Below are 22,636 nucleotides of genomic sequence, written 5' to 3' on the forward strand. Positions count from 1 at the left end.
GTTTAAAGCTTGTCGCTCGTTTTGGCGACTTTATTAGGATAACATCTCAAAAATAAGATGTCAACCTGTTTTTTTATCGTGTTTCCCGACTGCAACATTGTTTCCGTGTGTCGCAGCGACAAGAAATAATATAGCACGATACTCATAAACAGGTCAACACCTTTTTGTAAAAAAGTTTATTCTTTTATTGCGTAATAACGGTGATATAGGTTTTTGCTTTTCGTTTCCCGTTTAACCGTCTTGATATATCCCTTATCTTTTAGGTGTGTAAGAAGCATTGGAAGGTCGATAGCATAATCCTGTACTTCACTATGCTCCATTAACTCATGGTAAGCCCATTCGTCTTTTTGTTTAAAAACATTTAGTAAATGATTAGCTCCTAGTTTTGTTTTAGAAGAAAGTGAAAACTCTGAAGCAAGCAGGAGAAGTTCGATTCTTTTATCAATCGATTCCTCACCTGTTACAAGCTCTTCATAAAGCTTGAATATCTCAGGCTGGATCATCTTCACTTGGTTCCAAACAGTTACCTCCGGATAATAACCATGCTCAATAACAGACAGACGTGCTAAATGATGAAGAGCATGCATGATGTTATTAAAAGCATCAAGATATTGTCCAGAGTGGAATAATTCCTTCCCATCATTGTATCGTCTTAAAAGTTTAGCGAACTCGAGTCCAATCTTATGTGTCCGCTCCTCTGCCGGAAATTCATGAAGCCTGTCCCTTAGCCTCGTTATGTATTCGTTTCGATTAAAAAGGACTTTTCCGTTCATTACCCAGTCAACCGCTCTTTTATTAGTACCAAGCATGAGCCATGAATTCAATAGCTCTTCTGTTACAACATGCAAGGCTGCTGAACCAGATTGGAACTCGTAATGTTTAATCATCCACGGCTGATCAGATTCTTTTACTATAATAAGAAGAATACTGTCAAAGTGGTCAGTACCTGGGCTAAATGCTTTTGTCTTTTCAACATCCAAAACACCTAACGTGTTTTCGTTGCTGGCTCTTTCCTGATAAAGGGGGCGTAAAATATCGTCCATTAAAGGTCATCTCCCATTTTAACAAAATCCTGTGTGTTATCTTCAACATCAAATAAAGAAATCCTTTTTCTTTTCTTCAGAGTTCATATGTTATACTAATGAACGTAGGAGGGACAGGTATGATAAAGTATACGAGCAAAATTAATAAAATACGTACGTTTGCCTTAAGCCTCGTGTTTATAGGTATTATCATCATGTATGCAGGCCTGTTTTTCAAGACAAGTTTTGTCGTTATGTCTATTTTTATGGTTATTGGGTTTATTGCAACAATCGCTAGTGCTGGTGTTTACTTTTGGATAGGAATGATCTCTACTCAGGCAGTACAAGTTGTCTGTCCGAATTGTGGAAAAGTCACAAAAGTCCTCGGCCGTGTTGATGCATGTATGTCCTGTAATCAGCCGCTTACGATGGATAAAGGTCTTGAAGGCAAAGATTTTGATGAGAAGTATAATTCTAAACGCCAAATGCGTAAAGAAAATAGATAAAGCTGACATTCCGTTAAGGAAGTCAGCTTTTTTCATTTAATGTTTTCTTTTGCAATCCGGGCAGACGCCGTAGATTTCCATCCGGTGCCGGCCTACTTCAAAGCCTGTTACCGACTCAGCAAGACTCTCTACTTCATCTAAGCCTGGATAATGAAAATCTACAATTTTTCCGCAAGAATCACAGATGATATGGTAGTGGTCCGTTGTCACACAATCAAACCGGCTGGATGAATCTCCATAAGTCAGTTCTTTTACTAGACCCGCTTCTTTAAATACACGGAGATTGTTATAGACGGTAGCGACACTCATATTTGGAAACTTCCCTTCCAGCGCCTTGTAGATCTCATCAGCAGTTGGATGGGACATCGATTGGATAAGATGCTCTAAGATAGCATGACGCTGCGGTGTAATACGTACACCTGCCTCTTTTAAATTGTCGATTGCAGCATTGATCTTTGCACTAGACATCCGTCATGCACCCCATTTCTTTAAGAATTATTACTTTATAATCGTTATAATTAGTCTACTGCTTAACCACAGGTTTTGTCAATTGAAGTATACGTAACACTCGCTTTTTTAGGTTTAATCTTCGTGAAGCACAGGTTCGTTTACCTTCATTTGTTCATTTACATATCTTGCAGCAACGAACAAAAAGTCTGAAAGCCGGTTTAGATAAGATAGTACGAGTGGGTTTACAGCTTCCACTCCTACGGCCAGCCGCTCAGCACGTCTTGCAATCGTTCTGGCTGTATGCAGAGCACTTGCAGAAGGAGACCCGCCTGGCAGTATAAACTGCTTCAATGGTTTTAGCCCTTCCTGCCAACTATCGATTGTTTCCTCAAGAAAACGAATGTCGTCTTCTTTCAGCTTCCATGATACTTCTTTGCCTGAAGGTGTCGCTAGCTCGGCACCAACATGAAAAAGAACCGTTTGAACTTTTTGCATGATGATTGCAGCTTGCTTTGCCCAATCTTCATCAGGTAATTGACTTATGCCTAGACCGATCATACTGTTTGCTTCATCACATGTTCCATATGCTTCTACCCTGATGTCATTTTTAGATACTCTTTCGCCAAAGATTAAAGATGTTGTTCCTTTATCCCCAGTTTTTGTGTATATCTTCATATTAATACCCCCGATCATATGGAATGATATTGATCATTTCAGAAAGCTTATTGTTTCGATAAAGTTTAAGATTATCACTAAAAATCTCAATGGCTCTTTCCTGATATTGAGGAGAAATACCAGAGAGATGCGGTGTTACGGTCACGTTGTCCATATCCCATAGCGGATTTTCTTCAGGAAGCGGTTCCTTTTCAAAAACATCCAGAACGGCATGATGAATTTTCTTGTCTCGGAGAGCTTCAATTAAATCACTTTCAGCAACTGTCGTGCCGCGGCCAATGTTTATGAATACAGCAGATGTTTTCATCCGGGCAAAAGCCTCAGCCCCAATAAATCCTTTTGTTAAAGGTGTTGAAGGAAGAACATTCACAATAAAATCACTTTCTTCATACAGCTTGTTTATTTCTTCTTGATTAACGATTGCATCAAAGTTATGCACGGATCCGCCGCTTCTGTTATAACCAATTGTCTTCATATGGAAAGCCTTCGCCAGCCTTGCCACTTCTGATCCGATTGCTCCCGTTCCTAATATTCCGATTGTTTGTCCTGAGATTTCAGTCATAGGCACTTTCCGGTCCCACTTATGCTGTTTTTGATTTCCCATTAATTCTTTTACTTTTCTCGACACTTGCAGCATCATCGAAATTGTATATTCTGCCATCGGGATCTTATGTATGCCTCTGGCGTTTGTAATGAGGATATCCTTTTCTTGAAGCGCTTTAAAAGGCATCTTATCCAGTCCTGCAGAGATAACCATAATCCATTTTAACGATTTTGCCTTAGCAACTAATTCGTCTGATAGATCTTCACCATAAGAAATAAGAACCTCTGCTTGATCCAGATCCGCTTCAGCTTCTTTCATCTTGTTGTGAAAACGAAACTCCTCATCTGGAAATCGGTCTTTAAGTTCCTCCTTAATTTCATCTCTTAATCGTCCGCTTGAAAGTATCATAAAAAAACACCTTCTTTTTTTATTAGTTATGAATTAGAAAAAGCGGGACAGTGCATCCCGCGATTTATGTTCATTTTTTCAACCCGATTATTTAAGGTTTTCTGGATTCAGCCCTTGTAATTCAGGCAGAACGAATAATCCGTCTTTACGGATTAAAACATCATCGAAGTAGATTTCTCCTCCGCCATACTCGGGACGCTGAATGAGAACCATATCCCAGTGGATGCCTGATTCGTTTCCATTAAAAGCGTCTTGATAAGCTCTTCCTGGTGTAAAGTGAATGCTGCCGCCGATCTTTTCGTCGAATAAGATGTCACCCATTGGATGCTGGATCAATGGATTTACTCCGATTGCAAATTCCCCAACATACCGTGCGCCTTCGTCTGTATCAAAGATTTCGTTCAATTTCTCAGTATTGTCTGAAGTAGCTTCAACAATTTTTCCGTCTTTAAACGTTAAACTTACATTATTAAATGTTGTTCCATGATAAGGACAAGGCGTGTTATACGTAATTTTACCGTTCACGCTGTCTTTAACTGGCGCTGTAAACACCTCTCCATCAGGAATATTGTTTTCACCTGCACACATAACAGCAGGAATTCCTTTAATAGAGAATGATAAATCTGTCCCCGGGCCAGTGATGCGTACTTTATCGGTACGTTCCATCAATGCATGAAGGGGCTTTTGCGCTTCTGCCATCGCTTTATAGTCGACGTTGCAAACATCAAGCACGAAATCAGTAAATTTCTCCAGGCTCATTTTCGCCATTTGAGCCAGACCTGTTGTTGGATAGTTCAGCAACACCCACTGACGATCGTTGATGATCAAGTTTTGAACCGGCTTATTCAACTCGGCTTTCATTTGGAAAATATCACTTGGAATTTCAGCAAATTCTGAATCATTGTTTTTACATTGAATCGAGATATAGGCATCTACGTCTTCCATTCTTGCAAGATCCCACTTCACTTGTGGTTCAGTATGTTCCTTAGAAGAACCAGTCAATAAAACACGGGAAATCTCTTCGTCCACAAGCTGTACGTACGGATAAGCGCCCATGTTATACGTTTCCTTAACAAGCTCCTTAACAAGCGGCTTTCCTGCAATAAAAGAAGTAATTAGTACTTTTTGACCTTTTTCAAGTTTAAGTGAGTGCGTTAACAATGTTTTTGCTAACGTTGTTAAACGTTCATCTCTCATTATGTAGACCCCCATATATTTATCTGTTATAAAATTCACACAATTATATTTTATCATGGGGAAGCTATCCTGCCTATTTTTTATAAATTGAAAGCATAGTATTACTCGCACCGCTGCATAATAAATGTCGTGGAGGTGATTAAAGATGAACGTATCACGTGCTCAGCAAATCATTGAATCTGAAAAAGAGATCGAAGTTTTACATAACGGGACTCCAGTCTGGCTTCAGTCTGTTGACGAGAACAATCAAACTGCAAGAGCTTACACAAGAGAACAGCCGGATAACGAGATGAACATCCCCGTAAATGAATTGCAGGAAAGTTAAAAAAGCCCCGAATTTTCAGGGCTTTTTTCTTATGATAAATTTTCTTTTATAAATTCTAGCGCATCTCGTACGTGATCCTTCACTTTAACTTTCCGATATTCCTTTTGAATGATCCCCTCTTTATCAATAATAAAAGTTGATCTTTCAATCCCCATGTATTCTTTTCCAAAGTTCTTCTTCAGCTTCCAGACATCATATAACTCTGCAGCCTTATGATCCTCATCTGCAACCAGCAAAAATGGCAGACCGTGCTTCTCGATGAATTTATCGTGACGTGCGAGAGGATCTGGACTGACTCCAATAATAACAGTATTCTGTTCCTCGAAATCACCATGCATATCTCTAAAGTCACAAGCCTGTGTAGTACAGCCTGGTGTCATGTCTTTCGGATAGAAATATAAAACCACATTCTTACCCTTAAAATCAGAAAGCTGAACTTCATCCCCATTGCTTGCAGGCAATTTAAAATCAGGTGCTTTTGTTCCTGTTTCTGCAGTCATTGATTAAGCCTCCTTAAAATAAATCTTACTATAGTAAGGGTAGCCTAAACGCCGCTTCTTCAACAACTATTTTGCTGTTCGATTATGGTGGATAACAGATGAGAGAACAAATGCGATCGGCAGCAAATAGCCGATCAATGCCTGAAGTGCTGCGATCCATCTTCCTGCACCTACCGGAACAATATCCCCGTACCCAACTGAAAGAATCGTAGTACTGCTGAAATAAATGCAGGCTTCAATAAAATAGAAGAAGTCGCTTTGTTCCAGCTCCAGTTTTATTACTGGATAACCCATTATAGACAATAATGCGTATATCATACCGAAACCCGAAATAATCGTTCCATACACAATGAATAAAACCAGCAGATGACTGGCTGGCATAAGATGCTCTTTTATACCAGGATGTTTAAACAGCATCCAAATACTGCGCATAATGATCGCAGCACTGGCTATTAATAAAATGACTAATACGCCATGTCCCATTCTTTCCACCTCAATTTATCTTATGAGAATTTTAATGTGAATAGGACAGCCTTTATATAGATCTAGAGAAAAAAGACAGCTCGCATTTTTGCAAGCTGTCTTTTTCATTTGGCTCTCTTGGTAATCTTTGTTGCTATTGGGATACGTTGATTTCCACTCCAGGTGGCTCGCTTTCCGCGGGGCGGGCGGTGAGCCTCCCTATCGCTTCGCGCTGGCGGGGTCTCACCTGTCCCGCTGATCCCGCAGGAGTCTCGCACCTTCCGCTCCAATCAACTATTCAAAGAAGTATATAAAATAACTTCCGATAACAATCTTTATGCTTTATTCGCAGAGACAAGCTCTGTTAATTCCTTCAGCTGAGTTGCCAATTCACGCACACGCGTCTGTGCCAGCTCATCAACTAATACGTTTCCTTCGTCGAAGTTAACTGGATCAGCTACATATTGATCTGGAATAACTAAGCTGTAGATCCCACGCAATACGGTACGAAGGTTTGCCAGCGCATTAATTCCGCCTTTTCCGCCACCAGCTGCAACTGCTATTGCTGAAGGTTTATTTTTAAAATACTTACCGCCTAAGAAGTCTAGTGCATTTTTTAAAGCCCCGCTCATACCGCTGTGGTACTCAGGACTTGTTACGAAGAATCCATCGGCTTCCTCAGCATATTCCGCAAGTTTTTTTACTGTTTCATTTTCAGCAGACGCTGCGTCACCCTTAAACAATGGAAGCTGGTCAATTCCCACATCGAAATATAATACTTCAACGTTCAACTTTCTCAGCTCTTCAGCTGCATATTGAGCAATACCCCGCGTTCTGGACTCTGCTTTTGGACTCCCTGCTATAACCATGATTTTCATATATTTATCCCCCATTTCTGCGATGTTCAAAAGTTGTACCTTCATATATTACTAGACTTTTATCTCCTTTGATAAGAGAAACAAATTCAAAAGTATAAAATCACGACTTTAGTCAGATTTTTTTAAAAATAATGATTGACATTCCTGATAACGAGTTGTAAATTATTTGTAATTTTGGAATTCATAAAAACTAATTAGATATATACCTAATCAAATGAAACCGGAGAGGAAGTTAGAAATGATGCACGTATCTGTTGATTTTTCACCTTTTAACGAAATGATGATCAGTCTTCACGTTATTCAAAACCCATCACACCATCCTTACAGAAAAGCTTGGGCAGAAAGAGCAGTAAACAAAATCCCTCAAGATCTCGCGCTGCTTATAAAGGAATGGGGCCCGCATTTTTATGACTGGATGTATTTTGTAAACATCCGAAACGAATTTCAATTCAACGAGGAAACAGTAGAAGAAGGAATTGAAAAGTTAGCAAGAGTTCCCGACTTAACTTTTGCTTATCTATTGCTTGGAGAGAGATATGGAACAGATAGCTTGCTGAAGTGGAAGAACAATCCGGCAACTGTCCCCCTCCACTCTATTGAAAAAGATATTCTACTAAGAACAGCCAGCTGGAAAAGCAGGTTTTGTGATTTCTTCTATGATTTCAACCGTCATCTGTTTGCCGAGGAGCTCTTCCGGATAACGCCTTGGATTGCAAGGGCATCTGACAATTTTAAGAAAGAACTCATGTCCTCAAAGATAGAAACATTAAACAGCATTCATCCCGATGTAACGGTTACGTCCGAAAATATAAAGATAAAAAAGAATGATGTGTACACCTTTTCCTTTGAAGAGTTTCCTAGACTCGTCATCCAGCCGTCTACTTACGCAACACCTCACGTAATGCTTTGCTGCAACGAAGACCGGGTTGCAATTGCTCTTCATGTGGCGGTTCCTGATTCAGAAAAAGACCAGGAGCCTCCTGAGGATTTAATCTCACTGTTAAAAGCACTCAGTGAACCAACACGTTTGAAGATCTTGCAAGATCTTCTTCATCACCCATACAGCACGAAACAGCTTGCATACAAATTCGGACTAACCGAAGCAACTGTATCAAGTCATTTAAAACTATTACTCTCTTGCGGCTTAGCGGAAACTCAAAGAAAAGGATATTACGTATTTTATACCGGAAAGCGTGACCGCTTGGAATCTTTAAGAACAGAAGTTACACAGTTCATGCAGCAGCCAGTCCTAGATGAGTATATCTTCATGCCTGATTTAACTTAAAAAGGAGAGCCCTCACATGAGAAAAGTAATTTTAAATCTTCAACAATTATTTTTACTATGCTCTAGCATTATCCTTATTGCTGCTGTTCCATCCTTTCTCGCTGGTGATGATGGTATTGAATTCAGTCTTTTAAGATACGGGGAGTCAGTAGCAGGGACACTTAAAAATCTCTTAAACCCAGACTCTCTTACACTATATATCCATTCTCAAAACATGATCTTAGAGCCTATGCCCGTGAACCTTTCCTACGAATTCGTTAATGAGATCTATGAGATCCCTTTGTTTCCTGAGGTTTGGGATATTGTGATTTACACTTTATTCTTGCTGCTTATTAGCTTTGCAGCTGTGATCATACTTGCAGTTATGCTGGGCTGGTGTGCTGAACTTCTTCCTCCTTCATATAAGAGAGCAGCATTACGTATTAGCGAGTTTCTTGAAGCATTACCTGATTTATTTTTTGTATTTTGTATTCAGCTTGCTGTTGTATGGATCTATAAAAAGACGGGTTTTCTCGCAGCAAATCCTTTTACATCAAGCAGAGAACCCTCCATTTTGCTGCCCGTTATAACATTGAGCATTGTACCGGCTATTTATTTATTCCGGCTTCAACTTGTCTTATCCCAGACAGAAATAGAAAAAGACTACATTACCTTTGCACGTTCAAAAGGACTTTCAAATTCACATATCGTCTTTCATCACCTTATAAAGAATACAATTTCCGAACTGTCTATACATCTTCCGTTTATCATGCTCCTGCTTTTTAGTCAGATGATCATCCTGGAATATCTCTTTAATTTGAATGGGATTATACAAATTTTGCTTAGTGAACAGCCAGCTGCAACGAGGGCTGTGCTGCTGATGCTTATCGCATTTCCACTGTTTGCAGCGGTAAAAGGGATAAAATTGTTTATTAAGAAAGAGAGGATTTCAAATGCTGCATAAGTTAAACGCTTTTTATTCAGGAACAATTTTGCTGGCGATCATTCTATTATTAAGTATAACGGTACCCCTTTTTATGACCGAACCTTCTGTCCAGCAATTCAAGTATAATTTCGATCAAAAGTCATTGAAAATCCCGCCGTTCAGTCCATCTGAAGAGCATTGGTTCGGTACCGACAGAAATGGCAAAGATTTATTTTATGTAATCGTGGATGGGGCAAAATATACGATCTTTTTCGCTTTTGTTATTACACTTGCAAGAATGCTGCTTTCATTTATAGGAGGACTTGTTTTTAAACGTTTGTTTAAAAAAAGCTGGGTGAGCGGCTTACTGCAGGGCTTTCAATTCGTACCTCAATCACTAATTGTATTGTTTGTTTTATCTCCGCTCCTTTTTTATGAGCTTAGAACTCAATCTGTTTTCAGTTATACAGAAACGTTGCTCATTCAGTTGTTTGTTCTTGTTGCAGTTGGGATTTTTCCATTAGGAAAAATAATTGCAGAAACAGCTGACTCACTATCTCAAAATGAATATGTGACTTGCGCAAAACACATGGGAGCTTCCCCATTGCAAATTACGGCACGTCATATTCTTCCGCATTTATGGCCACGTCTATTTGTTCTTGCAGGCAGGCAATTCTCACAAGTGCTAACTTTAATGCTTCACTTAGCTATCTATCATCTATTTATAGGAGGGGTTAAGATCACTTCTGGTCAGGTGCATGACCAGTTTAATAACTTTGCGACTGTTTCGAACGAATGGACAGGGCTGATCAGCATGTATCACCGGGAATTAATGCTTGAGCCTTTTGTTGTCATGATTCCGGTAGCTGCGTATACCGTTTTGATTTTGTGTGTGAACGTTATGACGAAAAGTCTTGAGAAAAGCTTTGATAAACGGACTCTTTATTAAACAAAAACCGCTCTCCTTTTTTCGGGAGAACGGTTTTCTTTAGTTTCCTGCACCGCGGTATTTTGTAACACCAACATTCCACAAAGTTACGGCGATCATAAAGAATACGAGTCCGACAACTGGTGTTAAGAAGGCATACGTATACCACTCTTTTCTTTCTAAAAAGTAAGAGGCAGGATATACCCCAACAAACGCAAAAGGCAGAATCCACGTCAGCACGTATTTAATGATTTTATTATAAATATCAACCGGATATCGTCCATAGTTGCCGATGTTATACATCATTGGCATGATATCTGTACGCGAATCGGACCAAAATCCGATCGTCGCAAGGCTGATAAAGATACCTGCATATACCAGTGCTCCCCCTATGACAAGAAGCAGGAAGATGAACGGATCATACCAGCTGATCTCAAGACCCAGCTTGCCACCTGCATAAAACATAACGATCAATCCTGTCACTGCACCGAATAATGATTCAAGTTCCATCCGCTCCAGTACGATCTGAAACAGACTGTGAACAGGTCTCGTCAGAATACGGTCCATCTCTCCTTTTACAATATAACGGTCTGTAAAATCCCATATATTAAAGAAGGAAGAAAAAATCGCAAACGGCACAAGGAAGAATCCATAGATAAAGATCATCTCATCCTTGCTCCACCCTGCTAGCAGTGTCGTATGTCCGAAGACAACAAGGATAAACACGAGGTTAACCGCCTGAAAAAGAAAATCAGAAAAAATCTCTACGACCATATCTGCTCGATAAGTTAGCCTAGTTTTTAAATATTGTCCTGCATATTGAAAAAAGATCGATAAATATTCCATCCGCTTCTATCCCCCTTGAACCACAAGCTGGCGCTTTGCTAAAATCCAGAGCACATACACAGGAATAATTAATATAGCTGACCATACCGCCTGATTGATTAAAGCTTCAAATACTTGAGAGCCTTTAAACCCTTCAGTAAAAATCATGCTCGGAATGTAACTGATCCCTTGAAACGGAAGATAGCTCATAATATTCTGCGCCCACATCGGATAAAAACTAAGCGGCAGGATCAGCCCTGAGAAAAGATCGATCACAACACGCTTTGCTCGAATCAGTCCGTCGTTATTAAATAAGAAGAACGTTGCAATGCCGGCAAGCAGATTGATTTGTGTGTTAATAATGAAGCTGAATCCGATCGATATAAAGAAGTAAATCCAAGTCCCAGCGTTCGCTGACAGCTCAACTGGGAAAACGAGTGCCACGATAACCATGCCTGGAACCGAAAAGAACAGTAATCTGAAGATCCCTTCCCCTAGTCCCTGCATCATCTTCATATTTAAATAAGGATAGGGACGAACCATCTCAATCGCTACTTTCCCTTCTTTAATTTCCATCGCAATCTCACGGTCGATGTTATTAAAATAAAAGGCTCTAGCCATCCAAGCTACTGCAATATAAGTGGTCATCTGTGTGATCGACAGACCCTGAATGTTTTCTTTCCCGCCATAAATCGCGCTCCACAAAAAGTAATAAGCACCGATGTTGATGCTGTAGATTAAAATTCCGCTGTAATAGTTTGTTCGATAAGCCAGCATCATTAAAAAGCGGATGCGGATCATTTCTATATACTTACCCATGGCGAACAGCACCTTCTACATAGATGTTACGGATGATTTCTTCAGTCGAGATCTCAAGGATCTTTAAATCTGCAATCTTTTTTACAGCCGTAACCTTCCCGATAACTCCTGATATTACCGTTTCATCACTATCGACAGAAGCGATCCAGATAAGGTCGCTTTCCCCTTGTTCCCAAACCACGAGGTGATCTTTTGTTAAGTTCTGCAATTCTTCCAAGGTTGCCTTTTCACTAAACTGGAACTGAATCTGTTTTCCTTCTGCCCAGTTTTCACGAAGTTCTTTTAAGGGACCATCATAAATGATCTTTCCTTCATCGAGCATAACTACCCGCTCACAAAGAGCTTCGATATCTGAGAGGTCATGTGTCGTTAAAAGAATCGTCGTTCCATACTTTTCGTTGATTCGCTTTAAGAACTCACGAATCTTTAGTTTTACAAGTACATCGAGACCGATTGTCGGCTCATCTAAAAACAGCAGCGGCGGATTGTGAATAAGAGCTGCTGCCAATTCACAGCGCATTCTTTGTCCGAGTGACAGCTTTCGAACTGGCTTATCAAGAAGCGGTCCGATATCGAGCGTTTCGATCACATCTTTCATATGCTCTTCATATTGCTGATCAGGCACATTGTAGATTTTCTTTAACAGCCTGAACGATTCCTGAACCGCGATATCCCACCAAAGCTGTGAACGCTGGCCGAATACAACCCCAATTGTCTTAACGAATTTCTCCCGCTCTTTATGCGGATTCATGCCATTTACAACAATCTTACCGTCAGTCGGTGTTAAGATGCCTGTAAGCATTTTTATTGAAGTAGACTTACCTGCTCCGTTTTCACCAATATATCCGACCATCTCTCCTCTTTTAATAGAAAAAGAAATATCATCAACTGCTGTTTTTATCGTGTAGTTTCGTGTAAAAAGATCACGAAACGCCCCCTTCAAACCTTGCCGGCTCGAATAGGACTTAAACTCTTTCTTCAAATTCTGAACATCTATAATATTCTCCATATAATGAAGCCTCCAAAATAAATAAAACTTGATGATAAGCCTTAATAAAAGATAAAAAGAATGAATAAATGATAAACAATGCCCATAATTTTGCAAAGCAAAATTTAGAATTTCCTTTAGAGAAATTCACACTAGGATAGTTTATCCTATCCTTCTTCTAAAACTCAAATAGTTGAGAACGTACGGTACAGTTTTCCAGTCCTGTCTCCACAAGCTTTTCATGCTACAATACTAGTTGTACTCAAGGTTTATTAGTCTATTAGGAGGAATTATAGATATGAATCACTCTCGATCTGAAGCTCTTTATGATGAAGCTCTCTTACATATTGTCGGCGGTGTAAACAGCCCTTCTCGTTCATTTAAAGCAGTTGGAGGCGGTGCGCCGGTTTTCATGGAACGCGCTGAAGGTGCTTATTTTTGGGATGAGGACGGCAATCGCTACATCGATTACTTAGCTGCTTATGGACCTATTATTACTGGACATGCTCACCCGCATATAACAAAAGCTATCGTTAAGGCTGCTGAAAACGGCGTTCTTTATGGGACACCTACTGCACTTGAAGTTAAATTTGCAAAAATGCTGAAAGAAGCCATGCCAGCAATGGACAAAGTCCGCTTTGTAAACTCTGGAACTGAAGCTGTTATGACGACGATCCGTGTTGCCCGTGCTTATACCGGCCGCGATAAGATCATTAAATTCGCAGGCTGCTACCACGGTCATTCAGATTTAGTCCTTGTTGCTGCCGGCTCTGGTCCGTCCACACTTGGTACCCCAGATTCTGCAGGTGTTCCGAAAAGTATCGCAAAAGAAGTGATCACGGTTCCATTTAACGATGTTGATGCTTACCGTGCTGCCATGGACAAATGGGGCGACCAGATTGCGGCTGTCCTTGTAGAACCAATCGTTGGGAATTTCGGAATCGTTGAGCCGAAAGAAGGATTTTTACAAGCTGTTAATGACATTACTCACGAGCATGGCGCTCTCGTAATTTACGATGAAGTTATAACTGCCTTCCGTTTTATGTATGGAGGTGCTCAGGATTTACTTGGAGTTAAACCAGACATGACAGCACTCGGTAAAATTATCGGCGGCGGACTTCCAATCGGTGCATACGGCGGCAAAAAAGAGATCATGGAAAAAGTAGCACCGCTCGGACCTGCGTATCAAGCAGGAACGATGGCTGGAAATCCTGCTTCCATTTCAGCAGGAATTGCCTGCTTGGAAGTACTGCAGCAAGAAGGTGTATATGAGGAGATGGATCGTTTAGGTGCAATTCTTGAAAAAGGATTGATGGAACAAGCTGCGAAACATAGCGTTTCCGTAAGCATCAACCGCTTGAAAGGTGCATTAACTCTTTATTTTACAGATGAAAAAATCGTTAATTATGAGCAAGCTGAAGCAACAGATGGAGAAATATTCGGAAGATATTTTAAACAGATGCTTAACGAAGGCGTCAACCTTGCTCCTTCCAAGTATGAAGCGATGTTCTTAACGACTGCTCATACGGAAGATGACGTTATCGCAACGATTGAAGCAGCTGGAAAAGCATTCAGCAGACTTTAATAATTTTAGTAGTATGAAGAATCCGTCTCAGCACGGATTCTTTTTTTGTTTTAGGGGAAAACAAGTAATAAATACCGGCACCTTTTCATACGGTATGTAAGTCTGTAATTTTCACAATTTGTTAACACACTCTGACTTGATTAAACTCAAAAAACAGTTTATAGTGTTTGAGATTATTAACATTTTTTATGAGAAAGGAATTATCGTAGTTATGAAATTAGGAGCCCGAATGATTAAAACGGGTTTAGCCATATCGTTATCGATCTACCTGGCGATGATGTTTCAACTGGATCAGCCGGTTTATGCGGCTATCGCTGCAACATTCGCGATTCAGCCATCCATCTACAGGTCGTATCAAACCATTTTGGAGCAGATTCAAGGGAATCTTGTAGGTGCAATCTTTGCTATTATTTTTGTTGTTTTGCTAGGTAATAACCCGTTTGTAATTGGATTTGTCGTTGTACTCGTTATCGCAGCCAACTTAAAGATGAAAATTGAAAAAACAATACCGTTATCAATTGTTACGGTAATTGTGATCATGGAGAGCCACACAGAGAACTTTATTGGTTTTGCTGTGGACCGGTTTTTGCTTATTATGCTGGGTGTCCTATCCGCATTCTTAGTAAACCTGGTATTCATGCCTCCTAAATACGAAACAAAGTTGTATTATAAGATCTCAGGTCATACCGATGAAATTATTAAGTGGATTCGTATGGTTACAAGACACGCATCAGAACATAATGCGATTAAGGAAGATTTGACTCATCTAAAAGAAAACCGCTATAAGATGGATCAATACTATTTATTATATAAAGAAGAACGAACTTATTTCAGGACGAACAAATATTCAAAAACACGGAAGCTTGTACTTTACAGGCAGATGATCCAGACGACCAACAAAGCTCTGGAGCTGCTGAAGAGCCTGCACCGGCATGAGAACGAATTATATAACATGCCTGAACCGCTTCAAGAACTGATTCAGCTGAAGCTCGATGGATTAACGAACTTCCACGAACAGATGCTGCTTAAATACACAGATAAAATCAGAGCACAGCATACACTCGACATGGACGACGAAATCAGCAAGAAGGCTCTTATGAAATGCATCATGAGCTATTACAAAAGTCCTGATAACGAAGAGTGGATTGAGCTATTCCCTGTATTCGCGCTGATCATCGATTACAGTGACCAGCTCGAACATCTGAACACATTGGTAGAAAGCTTTAAAAACTACCACCAGGACGACAGCGAAGTTCAATTAGATCAGCGGTTTGAGGACTAGATGAAGATGTAAGGAGACCAGCCCTTTTTGTGGGGGCTGGTTTTTTTGTTGGCGGATTGCGTAGGCTGACAGTTGGCGGACTCTTGCCATCTGGTAGGCTGAAATATCAATATATTACTACTTTAGGTGAAATTATTGATTACTTTGGTGAAATTATCGTCCTTTAAGGTGAAATTATGGGCACTTTCTTTCAAATTATCTAGATTTATCGCTTATTATGATGATTTTACCTTTTGCACTTAAATCAAGCTTAACGGCAGAATAAAGAAAGATTTTATAAAGGAGGTATTTTTATTAAAAACGAGAGAAAAACACCGATTTTTATTACCAAATTATCAAAATTAATCAGGCGCATTCCACAATCTCATCATAGGCTGTATGAACTTCAAGAAAAATTAAGAAATCATACATCTGGCTATAAAGGCGAACAATCTTTAGACTATTTTTATCGTTATTTACCGAGTGATGTCCATTTACTGCACGGAATTCGCATCCTGCACGATGGCTATTATTTTCAAATGGATACCATATTCATTACTTCTAGTTTCCTTACTATAGTTGAGGTGAAAAATTTAACTGGCTCACTATTTTTTGATAACCGCTTCTCCCAACTCATACGAACTTATGACGACAAAAGAGATTCCTTTTCTAATCCAATCGAACAGGTTAACCGTCAAAAGTATCATCTTTCCAAGATTCTCGAACAAAATAAAATCCCTTCAGTTCCTATAGAAACACTGGTGGTCATCACTCATCCATCCGCAATCATTGATGCCTCTCCCACTTATAAGGAAGCGTCGGAAATAGTAATTAAAAGTTCAAGTCTGCCACATAAATTTGAAAGTCTTACCTCAAAATATCCCACTCCTATTCTTACACAAAAGCAGATAAAGAAATTAATAAAATACCTTTCTAAAACAAGCTCTTTATACAATCCAGATGTTTGTGAACTATTTCAAATAAATAAAGATGATCTTATCAGAGGTGTACTTTGTCAAAGTTGTACTCCGTCTCTTATGCACTATAATCGGGGTTCTTGGTATTGTTCTATATGTCATTCTTCATCGAAAACTGCACATATTGAAGCATTAGAGGATTATGCGTGTTTAATTTCTATCAACATTACAACAAAGGAGTGCAGAGACTATTTAAAACTATCTTCTAACAAACAGGCGTATCAAATCTTGTGTTCTCTGAATCTGCCCTATACCGGCAACAGAAAATCCCGCCATTACCACCTAGCTCCTCTCCTAGAAAAAGAGCATTAAAAAAGGAGCTTGGCAGATGCCAAGCCTCCTCATTCCATACTTTTTTAGCTCTTCATCCTCGGATCGAGTGCATCACGCAGTCCGTCACCCATCAAGTTGAACCCTAATACTGTCAGCATGATTGCCAGACCTGGGAACAATACAGTCCATGGTGCCTGGATGATGAAGTCTTTCGAATCAGCAAGCATTTTCCCCCACTCTGGAGTCGGTGGCTGCGCACCCATCCCCAAGAACCCAAGAGCTGCTGCTTCAATAATAGCAGTTGCGATAGCCAGTGTTCCTTGAACGATGATCGGAGCTAAGCTGTTTGGCAAGATGTGATGAACCAGAATCCTGAAATCACTCATACCGATTGCCCGTGCTGCTGTGATATATTCTTCTTCTTTTACACTAAGCACCCTTGAACGCAATAAACGACCGAAAGTTGGAACGTTGATGATCGCAATCGCGATCAACGCGTTCTTTAAAGATGGTCCTAGTACAGATACTACAGCGATCGCAAGCAAGATACTCGGGAACGCAAGCAAGATATCGAAAATGCGCGAGATGATGCCATCCACCCATCTTCCGTAATAACCTGCTACGATACCGAGCAATGAACCTACGATTACAGAGCCTGCTACTGAGAAGAAGCCTACCCATAAAGAAATACGGGCTCCATGTATGACACGGCTTAAAATATCACGCCCAAATTCGTCTGTACCAAACCAGTGTTCAGCTGATGGCGCGATGTGTTTGTCTGACAGATTAACATCTCTATAGTTATATGGAGCTAATAAATCTGCAAAAATCGCAATCAAAATAAAAAACGATACGATTGATAGACCAACAAGAGCGATTTTATTCTTTTTAAAACTTCTCCAAGCATCTTTCCAAGGAGAAATAGCTTTGTCTTCAACTGGTGCAGGCGTATGTTGCGGTACTACTGGAGGCGTTGATCTGGCTAGTTGTTCTGACATGCTTTCATTCCTCCTACTTAAATTTAATTCTCGGATCGATCGCTGCATACAGCAGATCTACGAGTAAATTAATGAGTACAAATATTGTAGCGACAACAAGGATACCTGACTGGATAACAGGATAATCACGGAACGAAATCGCATCATAGATATATGTTCCAATTCCAGGCCATCCAAAGATTGTTTCAGTTAAAATCGCGCCGCCTAATAAAAGGCCCGTCTGCAAACCGATAACTGTAACTACAGGAATCATTGCATTTTTTAAGGAATGTTTGTATACAACCCAAAACATTTTCATCCCTTTTGCACGAGCAGTACGGATGTAGTCAGAACGCATTACTTCAAGCATGCTTGAACGAGTCATTCTTGCAATAATGGCCATTGGTATAGTTGCTAGTGCAACACCCGGCAAGATCAGGTGGCGGATAACTTCTACAAACTGATCCATTTTGCCTTGAAGCAGTGTATCAATTAAATATAAGTGCGTTATCGGGTCAACCGGGACTCGAATGTTATCTCGTCCGGTTGTAGGCAACCAATCCAACTGTATAGAGAACACATATTGTTCCATCAAACCAAGCCAGAAAATAGGCATGGATACCCCGACCAAAGCGAGTATCATTGCAGAATAATCAAACCAGGAGTTTTGGAACCAGGCTGAGATGATACCCGCATTTACACCAACTACGATTGAAATAATCATTGCCACAAGTGCCAATTCCATCGTTGCTGCTAAATAAGGCCAGATTTCTTCAGAGATTGGGACATTGGTTTTTAAAGAAACACCTAAATCTCCTGCGAAAAGACCTTTTATATATGCAAAAAATTGTGTGTACCATGGCTGATCTAAACCAAGTCGTTTTGTTAATGCTTCAATAGCATCTTGTGTCGCCTGTTGCCCTAATATTAGCTGTGCAGGATTCCCCGGTATAGCACGAATCATCATAAATACGATAAAGGTCATCCCTAACAGAACCGGGACTAGAGTTGCTAACCGTCTGATTGTATAGGCAAACATATGGTCACCTCTTTCTGGAAAGATTACAAGTTAAGTAGTTTTTCAGGTTTCAGTGCAAAAAAAGGGGGAGCAGGATATAAGTCCATACTCCCCGCCATACCTTATTCGAAAGATGTTTCCGCAAAAGATTGAGATCCTGTAGGATGCGGAACAAATCCTTTAATTTTGCTAGCTCCAGCTAACTGAGGCTTAGAGTGAACAAGCGGTACCCATGGAGCATCTTCATGAATGATTTCTTGTGCTTTCTTGTAAAGGTCAGCACGAGCATCTTCATCAGGGTTGGATTGCGCTTCTAGCAATAGCTTATGAACTTCATCGTTTTTGTAACGAGAATAGTTGTTAGAACCAATGTTGTCTTTATCAAGCAATGTGTAAAGGAAGTTATCAGCATCTCCATTATCACCAGTCCAGCCTAGCATGAACACTGGCGCTTCACCATTACGTGTCTTTTCAAGGTACGTACCCCACTCAAACGTTACAATGTTAGCTTCGATGCCAACTTTTGCAAGGTTTGCTTGGATTGCTTCCGCTACTTTTTGTCCGTTTGGCATATATGGACGTGCTACAGGCATTGCCCATAGATCCATTTTGAATCCATCAGGAAGACCAGCTGCAGCTAAAAGTTCTTTAGCTTTTGCTTCGTCATAAGCACGGTCTTGGACGCTGTCATTATAGCCATTGATTGAAGGAGGCATTGGGTTTTTAGCCGGCTCTGCAGTTCCTTCAAAGAAGTTATCAATGATCGCTTGCTTGTCGATCAAGTGGCTGATTGCCTGACGTACTTCTTTCTTGTCAAATGGAGCTTTTTCAACGTTAAATCCTAGGTACCCAACGTTCATAGAAGGACGCTCAAACAATTGCAGTTTGCCATTATCAGAAACACTCTTCATATCAGATGGGTTTAGACCATCCATTAGATCGATCTCGCCTTTTGTTAATGCGTTTAAACGAGATGAGTTATCTTTGATTACTTTAAATGTAACACCATCAAGCTTCGGAAGATCTTTTACCCAATAGTCAGCATTCTTTTCAAGAACGATTGTGTCATTCGGCTTCCAGCTCTTGAATTTGAAAGGACCTGTTCCTACTGGCTCTTTGCTTAGCTTATCGCCATCTAATGACTTAGGGCTTGCAATCGCAAACGGGCTCATAGCAACGTTCTTTAAGAACGGAGCTTGAGGACGCTTAAGCTTGAATACAACCTTGTTATCGCCATCAGCTTTAACGCTTTCGATTACGTGGCCTTCGTCTCCTTCAAATCCGCCAAACATAGATTTGTAGTAGTAGAATTTCTCTTCGTCTTTACTCTTTGCCCAGCGCTCGAAGTTTTTAACAACTGCGTCAGCATTGAATTTCTCTCCATCATGGAACTTAACGCCTTCTTCAAGTGTGAATGTGTACGTTAAGCCATCTTCTGAGATATCCCACTTTTTAGCAAGTCCAGCAACGATATCTGTGTTATCTTTGCCGTAGTTTACTAGCGGCTCATAGATTTGTTCTGTAACGATGAAAGATTCACCGTCTGTTACAACAGCTGGATCAAGTGCAACGGAGTCCCCGCCGCGGCCATAAATCATAACATTATTCGGATCGACTTTTTCGTCGTCTCCACCGTTGCTGCTGTCATTGCCTGATGAACATCCTGCCAAAGCAAGCGATAAAGCAAGCATTAAAGCAAATAAAGTTAATAGACTTTTCTTCATCTTCTTTCCCCCAGTTCTCATTTTAATAGTGCCTTTGTGTATATGTACGCGCTTACCGTTTATTCGTATAAATGGCAGGCAGCGTAGTGGCCTTCAGCAACTTCTTTTAAAACAGGTTTTACTGATGCACAATGTTCCATCGCTGCAGGGCATCTCGTATGAAACGGACAGCCGGCTGGCGGATTGGATGGACTCGGTACATCTCCTTGGAGAATGACGCGGTCCTTTTGATGTTCAACATCTGGAATCGGAACGGCAGATAATAGTGCCTGAGTGTATGGATGTTTCGGGTTGTCGTATAGTTTTTCACTATCGGCAAGCTCCACGATATGGCCCAGATACATTACTCCAACTCTGTCACTGATATGGCGTACTACTCCCAGATCATGTGCGATGAACAAGTAGGTTAAATCGAATTCTTTCTGCAGATCCTGCATCAGGTTCAGCACCTGCGACTGAATGGAAACATCCAATGCAGATACAGGCTCGTCCGCTATGATCAGCTTCGGATTTACGGCAAGAGCTCTTGCAATCCCTATCCGCTGGCGCTGTCCTCCTGAAAATTGGTGAGGATAACGTTTTGCATGCCAGCTTGAGAGCCCTACAACTTCAAGTAATTCTTTCACTCTTCTTTTTCGTTCGGCTTTATCTTTCATACCATGTACGATCAGAGGTTCTTCTAAAATCTTTTCAACCGTATGACGCGGATTGAGTGAAGCAAAAGGATCCTGAAAAACCATCTGCATTTCGCGGCGTTTCTTTCTCATCGCGTTTGTTGAAAGTTTAGTAATATCTTCGCCTTCGAAGTAAATTTTTCCTTCAGTAGGTTCTAAAAGCCGTAAGAGCATTCGTCCTGTTGTGGACTTGCCGCATCCGCTCTCCCCTACGAGTCCAAGCGTTTCTCCTTTTTTAATAAAAAAGGAAATACCATCTACAGCCTTTACTTCGCCGACTTGTTTGCCAAGCACTCCGCCTTTAATAGGAAAATGCATTTTAAGATTTTCTACTTTAACCAATGGCTGTGTCTGACTCATGCAGGTTCACTCCCTTCTCATCATAAAGCCAGCATCTCACTTGATGGCTGTCTTCTTGAGTTTTAAGATAAGGAGTTTCAGATATGCATCTTGTTCCCGCATGTTCGCAGCGCGGTGCAAATGAGCAGCCTGACTTTATGGAACCAGGCTTTGGAACATTCCCAGGGATGGAATAAAGCCTTCCAACCTTCTCCCTCATATCTGGTACTGATTTAATCAGTCCAACTGTATATGGATGTTGCGGGTTTTGAAAGATGGTCTTCACATCGCCCTCTTCAACTACTTTTCCAGCGTACATAACAACTACACGTTCACACATTTCAGCAACAACACCAAGATCATGAGTTATCATCATAATGGCTGTATCAGTTTCCTTGTTTAACCGCTTCATTAAATCTAGAATTTGGGCTTGAATCGTTACATCAAGAGCAGTTGTAGGCTCGTCCGCGATTAGAAGCTTCGGGTCACAGATCATGGCCATCGCGATCATAACGCGCTGACGCATACCTCCCGATAACTGATGCGGATACTCTTTTACAAGCTCTTCAGCTCTTGCCAATCCAACCAGCTTAAGCATTTCAATTGCTTTGCCCATTGCTTCTTTTTTTGACCATTTCCTATGTATGCGCAGTGATTCAATAAGCTGGTCACCGATTGTGATAACCGGATTCAAGCTTGTCATCGGCTCCTGAAAAATCATTCCGATCTCATTGCCTCTAATTTGCCGCATCCTTTTTTCTGGTGCAGAAGCAAGATTTTCACCTTTAAAGAGAATTTCCCCTTCGATCTTCCCAGGCGGGGTAGGTACTAAGCCCATAACAGATAGTGATGTTACGCTTTTACCGCATCCGGACTCACCAACTATCCCTAATACTTCGCCGGAATTGATGTGAAAATCGACACCGTCAACAGCTGGAATTGCACCATCCTCTGTCAGGAAAGAAGTTTTCAGATTCTTAACTTCTAAAACAGGATTCCCCATGAGATCTCACTCCTTTCTCTAAGCTGTCAAATTTCCTAGAATATTACTTCTCTGTTGTGAATTATGACACTACTCTGACATTTTGACAA

Annotated in this window: 25 protein-coding genes; 9 read left to right on the forward strand and 16 right to left on the reverse strand. The window is 40.6% G+C overall.

The window, feature by feature from the left end:
• Positions 1 to 176: 176 nt before the first annotated feature.
• Complete coding sequence (locus UN64_RS16200; RefSeq protein ID WP_077364680.1) at positions 177 to 1,043, reverse strand: nucleotidyltransferase-like protein; 867 nt, start codon at positions 1,041 to 1,043, stop codon at positions 177 to 179.
• 119 nt (positions 1,044 to 1,162) lie between these two features.
• Between UN64_RS16200 and UN64_RS16205 the strand changes: the two genes are divergently transcribed.
• Positions 1,163 to 1,528: a YgzB family protein gene (locus tag UN64_RS16205; RefSeq protein ID WP_077364682.1), complete on the forward strand. Its 366-nt coding sequence runs from the start codon at positions 1,163 to 1,165 to the stop codon at positions 1,526 to 1,528.
• Between the two features lie 36 nt (positions 1,529 to 1,564).
• Here the strand turns inward: UN64_RS16205 and perR are convergent, their stop codons facing one another.
• The 4 genes from perR to UN64_RS16225 all read right to left on the reverse strand — a co-directional run bounded on the left by perR (position 1,565) and on the right by UN64_RS16225 (position 4,802).
• Positions 1,565 to 1,996 (reverse strand): peroxide-responsive transcriptional repressor PerR, encoded by a 432-nt coding sequence (gene perR / locus UN64_RS16210; RefSeq protein ID WP_077364684.1) that lies wholly within the window; start codon positions 1,994 to 1,996, stop codon positions 1,565 to 1,567.
• Between the two features lie 114 nt (positions 1,997 to 2,110).
• Complete coding sequence (locus UN64_RS16215) at positions 2,111 to 2,653, reverse strand: cob(I)yrinic acid a,c-diamide adenosyltransferase (RefSeq protein ID WP_077364686.1); 543 nt, start codon at positions 2,651 to 2,653, stop codon at positions 2,111 to 2,113.
• Position 2,654: 1 nt separating this feature from the next.
• Positions 2,655 to 3,605, reverse strand: a complete 951-nt coding sequence (locus tag UN64_RS16220; protein ID WP_077364688.1) for a D-2-hydroxyacid dehydrogenase — start codon at positions 3,603 to 3,605, stop codon at positions 2,655 to 2,657.
• 87 nt (positions 3,606 to 3,692) lie between these two features.
• Positions 3,693 to 4,802: an aminopeptidase gene (locus UN64_RS16225; RefSeq protein ID WP_077364690.1), complete on the reverse strand. Its 1,110-nt coding sequence runs from the start codon at positions 4,800 to 4,802 to the stop codon at positions 3,693 to 3,695.
• A gap of 145 nt (positions 4,803 to 4,947) precedes the next feature.
• Here UN64_RS16225 and UN64_RS16230 point away from each other — a divergent pair, with 145 nt between their 5' ends.
• The gene (locus UN64_RS16230; RefSeq protein WP_066286244.1) at positions 4,948 to 5,127 is read left to right on the forward strand and encodes an H-type small acid-soluble spore protein; all 180 of its coding nucleotides are present in this window, start codon (positions 4,948 to 4,950) and stop codon (positions 5,125 to 5,127) included.
• A 29-nt stretch (positions 5,128 to 5,156) separates the two neighbouring features.
• Here the strand turns inward: UN64_RS16230 and bcp are convergent, their stop codons facing one another.
• The 3 genes from bcp to UN64_RS16245 all read right to left on the reverse strand — a co-directional run bounded on the left by bcp (position 5,157) and on the right by UN64_RS16245 (position 6,967).
• Positions 5,157 to 5,627, reverse strand: a complete 471-nt coding sequence (gene bcp / locus UN64_RS16235; protein ID WP_077364692.1) for a thioredoxin-dependent thiol peroxidase — start codon at positions 5,625 to 5,627, stop codon at positions 5,157 to 5,159.
• 66 nt (positions 5,628 to 5,693) lie between these two features.
• On the reverse strand, positions 5,694 to 6,110 hold the full coding sequence (locus UN64_RS16240) for a potassium channel family protein (protein ID WP_077364694.1): 417 nt from the start codon (positions 6,108 to 6,110) through the stop codon (positions 5,694 to 5,696).
• Positions 6,111 to 6,424: 314 nt separating this feature from the next.
• Positions 6,425 to 6,967: an NADPH-dependent FMN reductase gene (locus UN64_RS16245; RefSeq protein WP_077365177.1), complete on the reverse strand. Its 543-nt coding sequence runs from the start codon at positions 6,965 to 6,967 to the stop codon at positions 6,425 to 6,427.
• A 238-nt stretch (positions 6,968 to 7,205) separates the two neighbouring features.
• Between UN64_RS16245 and UN64_RS16250 the strand changes: the two genes are divergently transcribed.
• Genes UN64_RS16250 through UN64_RS16260 form a run of 3 tightly spaced genes read left to right on the forward strand, consistent with a single transcriptional unit; the run spans position 7,206 to position 10,105 of the window.
• On the forward strand, positions 7,206 to 8,252 hold the full coding sequence (locus UN64_RS16250; protein WP_171978948.1) for an ArsR/SmtB family transcription factor: 1,047 nt from the start codon (positions 7,206 to 7,208) through the stop codon (positions 8,250 to 8,252).
• 16 nt (positions 8,253 to 8,268) lie between these two features.
• Complete coding sequence (locus UN64_RS16255; RefSeq protein ID WP_077364698.1) at positions 8,269 to 9,195, forward strand: ABC transporter permease subunit; 927 nt, start codon at positions 8,269 to 8,271, stop codon at positions 9,193 to 9,195.
• A complete protein-coding gene (locus UN64_RS16260) occupies positions 9,185 to 10,105 on the forward strand; it encodes an ABC transporter permease (RefSeq protein WP_077364700.1) in 921 nt (306 codons plus the stop codon). The genes UN64_RS16255 and UN64_RS16260 overlap by 11 nt, the downstream gene beginning before the upstream one ends.
• Before the next feature lie 39 nt (positions 10,106 to 10,144).
• On the opposite strand, the gene UN64_RS16265 is transcribed toward UN64_RS16260, so the two are convergent.
• Genes UN64_RS16265 through UN64_RS16275 form a run of 3 tightly spaced genes read right to left on the reverse strand, consistent with a single transcriptional unit; the run spans position 10,145 to position 12,737 of the window.
• Positions 10,145 to 10,930 (reverse strand): ABC transporter permease, encoded by a 786-nt coding sequence (locus tag UN64_RS16265; protein ID WP_077364702.1) that lies wholly within the window; start codon positions 10,928 to 10,930, stop codon positions 10,145 to 10,147.
• 6 nt (positions 10,931 to 10,936) lie between these two features.
• Positions 10,937 to 11,728, reverse strand: coding sequence for an ABC transporter permease (locus tag UN64_RS16270; protein ID WP_077364704.1), 792 nt, complete (start codon positions 11,726 to 11,728; stop codon positions 10,937 to 10,939).
• Positions 11,721 to 12,737 carry an ABC transporter ATP-binding protein gene (locus tag UN64_RS16275; RefSeq protein WP_077364706.1) on the reverse strand — a complete coding sequence of 339 codons (1,017 nt, stop codon included), beginning with the start codon at positions 12,735 to 12,737 and terminating at the stop codon, positions 11,721 to 11,723. The genes UN64_RS16270 and UN64_RS16275 overlap by 8 nt, the downstream gene beginning before the upstream one ends.
• Before the next feature lie 277 nt (positions 12,738 to 13,014).
• On the opposite strand from UN64_RS16275, the gene UN64_RS16280 reads away from it, so the two are divergent.
• The 4 genes from UN64_RS16280 to UN64_RS16290 all read left to right on the forward strand — a co-directional run bounded on the left by UN64_RS16280 (position 13,015) and on the right by UN64_RS16290 (position 16,851).
• Positions 13,015 to 14,301, forward strand: a complete 1,287-nt coding sequence (locus UN64_RS16280) for a glutamate-1-semialdehyde 2,1-aminomutase (RefSeq protein ID WP_077364708.1) — start codon at positions 13,015 to 13,017, stop codon at positions 14,299 to 14,301.
• A 211-nt stretch (positions 14,302 to 14,512) separates the two neighbouring features.
• Complete coding sequence (locus tag UN64_RS16285) at positions 14,513 to 15,583, forward strand: FUSC family protein (protein WP_077365180.1); 1,071 nt, start codon at positions 14,513 to 14,515, stop codon at positions 15,581 to 15,583.
• 29 nt (positions 15,584 to 15,612) lie between these two features.
• Positions 15,613 to 15,750: a hypothetical protein gene (locus UN64_RS20985; protein WP_171978949.1), complete on the forward strand. Its 138-nt coding sequence runs from the start codon at positions 15,613 to 15,615 to the stop codon at positions 15,748 to 15,750.
• A gap of 207 nt (positions 15,751 to 15,957) precedes the next feature.
• Positions 15,958 to 16,851: a nuclease-related domain-containing protein gene (locus UN64_RS16290; RefSeq protein ID WP_245802072.1), complete on the forward strand. Its 894-nt coding sequence runs from the start codon at positions 15,958 to 15,960 to the stop codon at positions 16,849 to 16,851.
• Between the two features lie 44 nt (positions 16,852 to 16,895).
• Here UN64_RS16290 and UN64_RS16295 read toward each other — a convergent pair whose 3' ends face one another.
• The 5 genes from UN64_RS16295 to UN64_RS16315 form a co-directional block, all read right to left on the reverse strand.
• Entirely contained in the window at positions 16,896 to 17,810 is a 915-nt protein-coding gene (locus UN64_RS16295; protein ID WP_077364712.1) for an ABC transporter permease, read from the reverse strand.
• 13 nt (positions 17,811 to 17,823) lie between these two features.
• Entirely contained in the window at positions 17,824 to 18,828 is a 1,005-nt protein-coding gene (locus tag UN64_RS16300; protein ID WP_077364714.1) for an ABC transporter permease, read from the reverse strand.
• 101 nt (positions 18,829 to 18,929) lie between these two features.
• Positions 18,930 to 20,531 carry an ABC transporter substrate-binding protein gene (locus tag UN64_RS16305; protein ID WP_077364716.1) on the reverse strand — a complete coding sequence of 534 codons (1,602 nt, stop codon included), beginning with the start codon at positions 20,529 to 20,531 and terminating at the stop codon, positions 18,930 to 18,932.
• A gap of 59 nt (positions 20,532 to 20,590) precedes the next feature.
• Entirely contained in the window at positions 20,591 to 21,565 is a 975-nt protein-coding gene (locus UN64_RS16310; RefSeq protein ID WP_077364718.1) for an ABC transporter ATP-binding protein, read from the reverse strand.
• Entirely contained in the window at positions 21,540 to 22,547 is a 1,008-nt protein-coding gene (locus tag UN64_RS16315) for an ABC transporter ATP-binding protein (protein WP_077364720.1), read from the reverse strand. Before UN64_RS16315 ends, UN64_RS16310 begins: the two co-directional genes overlap by 26 nt.
• Positions 22,548 to 22,636: the final 89 nt, after the last annotated feature.

The sequence above is a fragment of the Fictibacillus arsenicus genome, from assembly GCF_001999465.1.
Lineage (GTDB): Bacteria > Bacillota > Bacilli > Bacillales > Fictibacillaceae > Fictibacillus > Fictibacillus arsenicus.